10 protein-coding genes are annotated in these 9160 nt (G+C 71.7%); 3 read left to right on the forward strand and 7 right to left on the reverse strand.

What is annotated here, in order from left to right:
• From F0L68_RS43970 to F0L68_RS38570, 4 genes are all read right to left on the reverse strand, one after another.
• The coding region (locus tag F0L68_RS43970) for an S-adenosylmethionine synthetase N-terminal domain-containing protein (RefSeq protein WP_276313921.1) at positions 1-611 on the reverse strand (611 nt) is incomplete at its 3' end.
• Positions 612-734: 123 nt separating this feature from the next.
• Entirely contained in the window at positions 735-1733 is a 999-nt protein-coding gene (locus tag F0L68_RS38560; RefSeq protein WP_188317061.1) for a DUF1996 domain-containing protein, read from the reverse strand.
• Positions 1734-1808: 75 nt separating this feature from the next.
• Positions 1809-2528 (reverse strand): anti-sigma factor family protein, encoded by a 720-nt coding sequence (locus F0L68_RS38565; RefSeq protein WP_149854873.1) that lies wholly within the window; start codon positions 2526-2528, stop codon positions 1809-1811.
• Positions 2525-3076: a sigma-70 family RNA polymerase sigma factor gene (locus F0L68_RS38570; RefSeq protein WP_149854874.1), complete on the reverse strand. Its 552-nt coding sequence runs from the start codon at positions 3074-3076 to the stop codon at positions 2525-2527. The genes F0L68_RS38565 and F0L68_RS38570 overlap by 4 nt, the downstream gene beginning before the upstream one ends.
• Positions 3077-3277: 201 nt before the next feature.
• On the opposite strand from F0L68_RS38570, the gene F0L68_RS38575 reads away from it, so the two are divergent.
• On the forward strand, positions 3278-3760 hold the full coding sequence (locus F0L68_RS38575) for a hypothetical protein (protein WP_149854875.1): 483 nt from the start codon (positions 3278-3280) through the stop codon (positions 3758-3760).
• 56 nt (positions 3761-3816) lie between these two features.
• Here the strand turns inward: F0L68_RS38575 and F0L68_RS38580 are convergent, their stop codons facing one another.
• Both F0L68_RS38580 and F0L68_RS38585 read right to left on the reverse strand, forming a co-directional pair.
• Complete coding sequence (locus tag F0L68_RS38580; RefSeq protein ID WP_240543038.1) at positions 3817-4980, reverse strand: RNA-guided endonuclease InsQ/TnpB family protein; 1164 nt, start codon at positions 4978-4980, stop codon at positions 3817-3819.
• Between the two features lie 175 nt (positions 4981-5155).
• Positions 5156-6682, reverse strand: coding sequence for a SpoIIE family protein phosphatase (locus tag F0L68_RS38585; protein WP_149854877.1), 1527 nt, complete (start codon positions 6680-6682; stop codon positions 5156-5158).
• A gap of 209 nt (positions 6683-6891) precedes the next feature.
• Here F0L68_RS38585 and F0L68_RS38590 point away from each other — a divergent pair, with 209 nt between their 5' ends.
• A complete protein-coding gene (locus tag F0L68_RS38590) occupies positions 6892-7107 on the forward strand; it encodes a hypothetical protein (RefSeq protein ID WP_149854878.1) in 216 nt (71 codons plus the stop codon).
• Positions 7108-7109: 2 nt separating this feature from the next.
• Here the strand turns inward: F0L68_RS38590 and F0L68_RS38595 are convergent, their stop codons facing one another.
• On the reverse strand, positions 7110-8402 hold the full coding sequence (locus F0L68_RS38595; protein ID WP_149854879.1) for a PP2C family protein-serine/threonine phosphatase: 1293 nt from the start codon (positions 8400-8402) through the stop codon (positions 7110-7112).
• A 215-nt stretch (positions 8403-8617) separates the two neighbouring features.
• Here F0L68_RS38595 and F0L68_RS38600 point away from each other — a divergent pair.
• The coding region (locus F0L68_RS38600) for a HAMP domain-containing protein (protein ID WP_188317062.1) at positions 8618-9160 on the forward strand (543 nt) is incomplete at its 3' end.

Below are 9160 nucleotides of genomic sequence, written 5' to 3' on the forward strand. Positions count from 1 at the left end.
ATCCCGTCCGCGTGCTGCGTCGACACCACCACCGTGTCCAGACGCACCGGCTGATCACCCGCGTACTCGATCGTCACCTGCGTCTTGCCATCCGGACGCAGATACGGCAACACACCACTCTTGCGGACCGCCGTGAGCCGCCGCGACAACCGATGCGCCAACGCGATCGGCAACGGCATCAACTCCGGCGTGTCCGTGCACGCATACCCGAACATCAACCCCTGATCGCCAGCACCCTGACGATCGATCTCGTCATCAGCCGACTCCACCCGCGACTCATACGCCGAGTCCACACCCTGCGCGATATCCGGCGACTGCGCACCAATCGCGACATTCACCCCACACGAGTGCCCATCGAACCCCTTGGCCGACGAGTCATACCCGATCCCCAGGATCACCTCACGCACGATCGTCGGAATATCCGCGTACGCCTCGGTCGTCACCTCACCGGCCACATGCACCTGACCCGTGGTGACCAGCGTCTCCACCGCCACCCGCGACCGAGGATCCTTGCTCAGCAACCCATCCAGGATCGCGTCGCTGATCGCGTCGCACATCTTGTCGGGATGCCCCTCGGTCACCGACTCACTGGTGAACAGCTTCGCGCTCATGTCTCTCCCGTCGAGTTCGCGGCCTGCGGACCTGTCGACCCAGCGCCACACCGGATTACGCGCGACCGGTGCGCGATCCCTCGCCTGCGGGCCGGGCACGACCGGCGGCCGGGGTCGCCAGCCTCAGCAGTCCCTGCCCTGGTTGAGGCAGCCGACCAGCGCGGTCATCTGCGCATCGATCATCACGTTCACGAAGTCGGAGTGGTCGGTGACCGGGCTGTGCAGTTGGTCGGGAAACGTGTCGATCGCGTAGGTCGCCCCGGTCGGCACGTCGTAGCCGATCTCCACGTGCAGCTGCGGGACGGGGAACGTGCCGTGCCCACACACCCCGTTGCCGTCGGGGAACGCGATGTGCGCGTGGTGGTTCGGGCTGTCGTTTCCCCTGCCGTCCCAGCAGTTCGGGAAGTCGAAGATCCGCAACACCTGCTGACCCCTGCCGCACACCGGATAGTGGTCGGTGCGCCGGTCCGTTGCGCCGGAACAACTCCACTGCACGTGGCCCGCGTTGCTCGGCCCGTTCGTCAGCGCCTTCGGGTCGCCCGTCACCACCCGCAGGAACCGGGGCATGGCGATGACCTTGCTGGTCGGCGAGCCAAGGAACTGCATCCGCACGGTGGCAGGCGGCAGGATCCGGCCGTGGTTGCCGTCGACACCCGCGTCGGGGGCGCCGTCGAACACCCGCAGCACCGGCCAGTAGTAGGTGGAACGGTCCCCGTTCGCGCAGGTGGTGTCCGCCGCGGCGAGGCTCTGGTCGGTGGAGAACCCGTCGGTGGACAGGTTTCCGACGTACTCGTGCGTGTGGTGCGCGCCGTCGTGCACTCCAGGCGCCGCGATCACGTTGTCCGCATTGCGATGGTTGTTCTCGTTGCGGCCACAGGAGAACACGGCTTTCCCGGCCGACCCGTCCGGCGTGCCGGTCGGTCGGCTGGCACCGGGCGGCACGTCGGCGATGTCCACGAAGTCCGCGCTGGTGGGGCCGGCGTGCTCGTCGTGGCCGCCCTGCTGCCACGAGTGCACGGCGACGGTCACCGCGACGCCGACGACCAGTGCCGCGGCGACGGCGAGCCAGCGGAGCGTTCCTCGTGATCGGCGGGGCGCTGGCTGCGTCGGGTCGGTCGGCACCCGAACAGCATGCCAGCACGCCTGGGAAGCGTCGGCGTCCTTCCGGACCAGACGCCGACGCTCCCTGGCTCCTCGTCAGAGCTGCGTCGAGACGAACCTCTTCCCGTCGACGTTCTCCACCTGCACCGAGGCGACGTCGCCCGGCGCGATCAGCGCGGAGCCGTCCAGCGTGCTGCCCTCCTTGGCGCCCTTCTCCGACACCAGCCAGCTGCCGGCGACCTCCCTGGTGCCGTCCTTGGCGACGACCACCAGCCGGCAGCGTTCACCCGCCGGGATGCCCGTGACGGCCGCGTTCACCCTGACCCAGCCGACGGCCGGGGTGACCGTGACCGACAGCCGAACGTTGGTCGTCGAGTCGGTGTTGGTGCCCACTCTGGTGCCGGCGGGCGGACTCGGGTTGGTCGGCGGCGGCTGCTGCGACACCGCAACGGCACCGGACGATCCGGTGTCTCCCGCGTTGCCGATCATGATGCCCGCGCCGAGCGCGACCACCACGGCGGCGGCCGCCGCGACGCCGAGGAGGGTGGCCCGACGCCGCCCGACGCTCGTGCGCTCGCCGCGAACCTCCCGCAGCGTCCGTTGCAGCAGCAGGTCACCGCCGTCCGGCGGCCCGTCCAGGAACAGCTCCGGCGGCACCTCGCCGAGCGCGGCCTGCATCTCGGTGAGTTCGGCGAGCTCCGCGCGGCACTGCTCGCAGCCGGCCAGGTGTTCCTCGACCGCGCGGCGCTCGTCCTCCGCCAGGACGCCGAGCGCGTAGGCGCCGAGTTCGATGGTCTCGTGCTGTCGGGCGATCATCCAGCCACCCCTTTCAACGCGACCTGCCGCCCACCGAACACCTCACGAAGTGCCCGCAACGCGTAGTAGGACCGCGATTTGACCGTTCCTGGTGGAATGCCCAGCTCGGCAGCCGTCTCCGTGACACTCCGCCCCTGAAAGTAGAGCTGCACCAACACGCCTCGGTGATCCTCGGACAGCTGGTCCAACGCCTCCATCACGACCATCGAGTCGACCACCTCGTCGGCGTGGTCCCGCACGATCGGCTGCGCGGTCGGCGACTCGGCGACCTCGGCCGGCCGCGCGGCCTTGGCCCGCACGCGGTCGGTGATGATGTTCCGCGCCACGGTCAGCAGCCAACCACGCACCGACCCCTTGCCGTTGACCAGCGCGTCGGGGTGCTTCCACGCCCGCACCAACGTTTCCTGCACGACGTCCTCCGCGGCCGCGCGGTCCCCGGTCAGCCGCGTCGCGTAGGCGAGCAGCGCCCGCCCGTGCTCCTCGAACAACGACCGGATCAGCGCCTCATCACCGGCAGCCTGCCGTCGACGAGACAACACGCTCGCCATCCACCACTCCTTCCGCCGCACGACTCCGTGTCACGACTCCGTGTGGCGGAGCCGGCCAGGGGTGTCCCCGTCTCACACGTGGCGCACCGTCGGGCGGTTCAACGGTTCCCGAAACTACTGCGGCGCCCCGGCCCGCGCATCGAACCAGTAGCCGCGTCGAGCCGTGTGTGGGGTGGCGACCGGCGGAGGAGGTGTGGGCACTTGACGAGCACGGAACCGAGGAACGGGCAGCGCTGGGACGATCCGGTGCTGGCCGGCGCGCTGAGGCGGGTCCGCCGACACACCAGCAGGGCGCGCAGGCGGAGGTGCTGGGCCGGGCTGGCCGCCGTCGTCGCGCTGCTCGGCGCGGCAGGTGGCGCGGGCGCCCTGATCGGCAGGAACACCGGTCCGCGCCCCGTGACGAGCGTCGTGGTCGCCGCGACGGACGGGCCGACCGGCGCCGGGCTGACGGTCACGGCGGTGCCGATGTCCTGGGGCACGAGGCTCGACGTGCGGTTGACCGGGATCGCGGCCGGCACGCCCTGCCGGCTCTCGGTGCGGTCCACCGGCGGCGCGAGCGACTGGGTGGGCAGCTGGCTGGCCGGGGAGCCGACGACGATCGCCACCGCCGTGCCGGTCGGCGAGCTCGCCGAGGTGTCGGTGCGAGTCGACGGCGGTCCACTGCTGCGCGCCACCGTGCGTTGACTACTCCCCGCCGTGAAGGACGGGGATTCTCCCGGTCGCCCGGGAGGGTTCCTGTTTCACCGACCGCTGCCTGCTCGTGCGTGCGCACGAGCGGGTCTGACACCGTCTCCACAGGCTTGGACCGCCAGCCCGGCGGCACGAATGTTGACCGCCGCGTTCACGTCCCGGTCATGGGTCGCGCCGCAGCCACACGTCCACGTCCGGACGCTCAACGGCATCCCGGCCCGCAGGGCACCACAGGCCGAACACTGCTTGGACGAGGGAAACCACCGGTTCACCGCGATCACGGTGCGCCCGTACCAGTCGGCCTTGTACTCCAGCATGGACCGCAGCTGCGTCCAGGACGCGTCCGAGATGGCTCGGGCGAGCGTGTGGTTGCGAACCATGTTGCGGACGGTCAGGTCCTCGATCACGAGCGTTTGGTTCTCACGCACGAGTCGAGTGGTCAGTTGGTGCAGGAAGTCCCTGCGCCGGTCGGCGATCCTCGCGTGGACGCGGGCGACCTTCACCCGGGCCTTGTCCCGGTTGTTCGAGCCCTTGGTTTTGCGGGACAGCGCACGCTGGGCCTTGGCCAGGCGCCGCCGGTCCCGGCGTTCGTGCCGAGGGTTGGTGATCTTCTCCCCGGTGGACAGGGTCACCAGGCTGGTGATCCCGGCGTCGATGCCCACCGCCGTCGTGGCGGCGGGCATCGGGACGGGTGTGTCTTCGCACAATATCGACACGAACCAGCGTCCGGCCTGGTCGCGGCTGACGGTCACCGTGGACGGCGTGGCGCCTTGGGGCAGGGGCCGGGACCACACGATGGCCAGCGGCTGCGCCATCTTCGCCAAGCTCAACCGTCCGTCCCGGAACCGGAACGCGGAGCTGGTGTACTCGGCCGAGGCCCGCGACCTTCGCTTGGACTTGAACCGCGGATACCCGGCCCGCTTGGCGAAGAAGTTGCTGAATGCTCCTTGCAGGTGCCGAAGGCCCTGCTGCAACGGCACCGACGACACCTCGTTGAGGTAGGCCAAGTCCTCGGTCTTCTTCCACCCGGTGAGCATCGCCGAGGTGGCGTTGTAGGTGACCCGTTCCCGCCGCAGCGTCCACGCCTCGGTGCGGGCCTGCAACGCCAGGTTGTAGACCTTCCGCACACAGCCGAACGTGCGCGACAGCTCCACTGCCTGCGCGTCGGTGGGATAGAAGCGGTACTTGAATGCCCGCTTCACCAGCCTGGCCACCATCCACAATGTACAGAACTTGGCGGTGAACCCTGCGGTCGGGTGGGCGGCGGACGACGAACGGCCCGGCGGCGGTTCGTCTTTGCCTGCCCTGCTCCGTAGGAGCTTCGCTTCCTCCCCAGGCTCAAGCCTGCGGTATCCACGAAAGGAACCTGATGACCGGCGGGGCCCGCCGTCAGGCGCGGCTCGGCTCGAACTCGGGTTCGGCGTCCAGGCCGGTCACGGCGGCGACGTGCCTGGCGAGAGTGCCGCGCGCGGCGTGCAGCGACAGCGAGCCACCCGCCTGGCGCATCCGGTGCGCCAGGTCGAACAGCGCCCGCACCCCGGCACTGTCGAGATAGTCCACGGTGGACAGGTCGATCGCCAGCAGCGCGGTGCCGCCCCTGGCGAGGTGCCCGACCTTGCGGTTGAACTCGCGGATCGTGGCCGCGTCGAGGACCCCGCTCACCACCACCCGCAGGCCGGCGGGCCCCTCGGTGCTGTCCAGGCGCAGCGCCGAGGACGCGGCACGCGCGACCGGTCCACTCTTCTTGGCGAGCCCGGTCTCCTTGGCGAGCCCGGTCGACGACCGCAACGCCCTGGTCATTCGGACCAGCGTGCCGTCAGGCCCGTGTTCGACGGTGACGCTGTCCATCGCGTCCTGCATGAGCTGCACGCCCCGGCCCCTGGCGGCCGGGCCGGGCGGCGGGCGGCGCCACCGGCCCCGGTCGCGGACCTCGATCCGCACGACGCCGTCGGCGGACGCCTCGCCCCGCAGCCACAGCAGGCCGGGCCCGCCCGCGCGGTAGGCGTACTCGGCGACGTTGGTCGCCGCCTCCCCCACCGCCAGCTGCACGCACACGATGTCCTCGGCGCCCGCACCGCACTCGGTCAGCCAGTCGTGCATCCGCTCGCGCACCAGGCCGAGCTGGTCGGCGGTGGCCGGCACGCTGAGGTCGAGCGCCGGCACGTCGCGGTGGCCGATCCGGCCGGCCAGCAACACGACGTCGTCGGTGATCGGCCTGCCGTCGGCGGAGTCGGCCAGCAGCCGCGCGCACAGCTGCCCCGGCGACTCGGCGGCGCGCAGGCCCCGGTCGGCGAGCAGCGCGTCGGCGTAGCCGCCGCGCAGCAGGCCGTCGGTGTAGAGCAGGACCGTGTCGCCCGCGTCGACGCGCGTGGAGGCGGACCCGCGGTCCGGGCCGGGCACCCCGAGCGGCACCCCGCCCGCGGTGGGCAGGAAGCGGGCCGAGCCGCCGGTGATCAGCAGCGGCGGTGGGTGGCCCGCGCTCGCGCAGACCAGCTCGGCGGTCGACGCGGCGGGGTCGTGCACCAGCACCAGCACGGTCGCGCCCGCCGCGCCGGGAGTCTCCGCCACGAAGGCGTCCAGCCGCATGAGGGCGGTCGCCGGATCGGGGTCGAGCAGGAGATACGCGGCGAGCGCGCCGCGCAGCAGGCCCATCAGCGCGATGGCCGGCACGCCGTGGCCGACGACGTCGCCGACAATCAGGGCGGTGCGGCCGTTGCCGAGCCGCACCACGTCGAACCAGTCGCCGCCGACGCGGCTCTCGTCTTGCGCCGCGAGGTACCGGCCGTCGACCGGCAGCGCGGCGGACTGCGGCAGCTCGGTCGGCAGCAACCCGCGCTGCATTCTGGCCGTCGGTGTGGCGTCGGGTGGATCCGCCCGCACGTCGGTGCCGTCGGGGTTCACCCAGTCGGCAGACACCCCAACGGCTCCTCATCCCACGACGGACGACCAAGCCAGGCTACTCCGATCATGGAGTTCCGCATCTCGAACCGGCCGGGGCGGGCGGGCCCGCCGGTCCCGATGGGGTGGTCGGCCGGTACCGAGGAGTGAGTGCGGTGGTGGGCGGCTCGGCCGGCGGAGATGGTTGGCCAGATCGCCCACACCGCAACGAAAGGCAGGAATCCGTCATGCGACGAGCACTGGCCGCGGTCGCGGCCGCCGGGATCGGGTTCGCGCTGCTGTTCGGAGCGGCGGGGACGGCCTCGGCGGCGCCGACCAGGGACGACATCCTGACCGTGCAGGACTGCGAGGACGCCGGCGGCGTGCCGACGGTCGACGACGAGGACGGCTACTTGTACTGCGACGGAGGGGATCTCGACGGCGAACCGATCAGCGAGTCGTAACGTCAGCGGATCTCGCGGGTGTCCGACTCGGTTCGGACGGCGCCGCCGGGCTGAACGGCGACCAGCGTGATGTCGTCGTGGTCGCGGCCGTCCAACGACTCCGCGACCAACTGCTCCACCCGCCTGACCAGCTCCTCGGCGCCAAGCCCGTGCAGCGCCTGCAACTGGTCGCGGAACAGCTGCTCGGCCTCGGCCTCCGGGGTGCCGCGCTCACCGAACGCCTGGAACAGCCCGTCGGTGTACAGGCACAGCACGTCGCCAGGCGCGAGATCGACCGTCTCCTCGGCGAAGTGCGCCGTCGGCAGCACCCCGACCAGCGCGCCGGGGATGGTGATCTCCTCCATCCCGCCGCCAGCGCGCAGCACCAGCGGCGGCGGGTGGCCGCCCGCCGCGAGCCGCGCGCTCAGGCCGCCGCCCGGGCACGGCCGCAGCTCGCCGAGCACCAGGGTGGCGAACCTGCTGTCCCCGCTGTCCAGCATCGCCTCGTTGAGCCGCCGCAGCACCCGAACCAGTTCGCGGTCGCCGAGCAGCAGGCCGCGCAGCGACTCGCGGAACCTGCCGGCCAGCACGGCCGCCTCGACGCCGTTGCCGCAGACGTCGCCGACCACGAGCGCGCCGCCGCCCGCCTCGTCGGGGTGCAGGTCGTAGAAGTCGCCCCCGATGTGCAGTTCCTCCCGCGCCGGCCGGTACAGCTGCGCGAGCGTGCACGCCGGCAGCTCGGGCAGGTCCGGCGGCAGCAGCGGGGCGCGCAACAGCTCGATGGTGCGGCGCTGGTCCTCGTGCACCAGCGCGGCGGTCGCGGCGAGGCCGACCGTCTCGGCCCAGCGCTCCACCAGCCGACGCTCCGGGCTGCTGAACACGGGTCGCGCGGCGCGGCGGGCCAACACCAGCGCGCCGATCGGCCGGTCGCCCTCCAGCAGCGGCACCATCATCGCGTCGGACACGCGACCGAACGCCGCCGGCAGCACCCACTGGTTGTCCGCGAGCTGTCCGGCCACCTGTGCCCCGTGCGCGAGCTGTCCGTCGAGCGCCGCCGAGAGCGCGGGCAGCTGCCGCAGCGATCGCAGGCCGGCCTGTCCCCGCGCGGAGTCCGCAACGCCCCTGCGCCACCAGGCGCAGCGGCCGCGCCGGGGCGGCAGCACCAGGGTGCAGGAGTCGGCGAGGTCCGGAACGGCCAACGCGGGAATCTGCTGGAGGGTGTCGCCGGTGCGCAGCGTGTCGGCCAGCCTGCGCACGGTGTCGGCGAGCAACGCGTCGCCGTCGTTGTCGGAACTGGCCGGCACCCGGAAGGTCATGATCCTCCGTTCCGCCGGTTGCGGTCGTCGATCCCCGCGCCCCTGGCTGTCGGACGCGAGGGGGCCGCGGTTGATGAGCCTAGTCTGGCGGAGAAGACTGCTGCGTGGGTGGGACCGAGAGGCGAGTGGAGGCTCGGGTGACGGCAGGACCGGCAGAAGACACGGAAGCGGGGCGCACCGTGGATGACGGATTCCTCGAACGCCTGCTCGTCGCCATGGAACAGGTCGGGAACGGCAACTTCCGGCGCAGACTCGTGGTGTCCGGTTCGGACCTTCCCGCCAGGGTGGCGCAGGCCTTCAACGACATCGCCGACCGGAACCAGTTCCTCGTCGGCGAACTGGTGCGGCTGCGCACCGCGGTCGGGGTGGAGGGCCAGCTGAGCCACCGCATCGACCCGAACGTCGGACCGGGCGGCTGGACCCTGGCCGCCGAGTCCGTCAACGAGCTGATCGAGGACCTGACCCGGCCGACCGACGAGCTGAGCAGGGTGCTCGCCGCGGTCGCCGAGGGCGATCTGTCGCAGCGGATGTCGGTGCAGTTCAGCGGACACCAACAGCGCGGCGAGTTCGTCACGTTGGGGCGCACCGTGAACGAGCTGTTGGAGAAGCTGTCGCTGTTCGCCTCCGAGGTGACCAGGGTGGCGCGCGAGGTTGGCACCGAGGGCATCCTCGGCGGCCAGGCCGACGTGCCGGGCGTCGCGGGCGTGTGGCGCGACCTGACCAACTCGGTGAACCTGATGGCCGGCAACCTGACCAGC

It is taken from the genome of Solihabitans fulvus (genome assembly GCF_008386585.1).
Taxonomy (GTDB): Bacteria; Actinomycetota; Actinomycetes; order Mycobacteriales; family Pseudonocardiaceae; genus Solihabitans; species Solihabitans fulvus.

Coding starts and splice junctions, on each gene's coding strand:
- F0L68_RS38565 (WP_149854873.1), bottom strand. CDS start 2,528: ATGATCGCCCGACAGCACGAGACCATCGAACTCGGCGCCTACGCGCTC.
- F0L68_RS38590 (WP_149854878.1), top strand. CDS start 6,892: ATGCGACGAGCACTGGCCGCGGTCGCGGCCGCCGGGATCGGGTTCGCG.
- F0L68_RS38570 (WP_149854874.1), bottom strand. CDS start 3,076: ATGGCGAGCGTGTTGTCTCGTCGACGGCAGGCTGCCGGTGATGAGGCG.
- F0L68_RS38595 (WP_149854879.1), bottom strand. CDS start 8,402: ATGACCTTCCGGGTGCCGGCCAGTTCCGACAACGACGGCGACGCGTTG.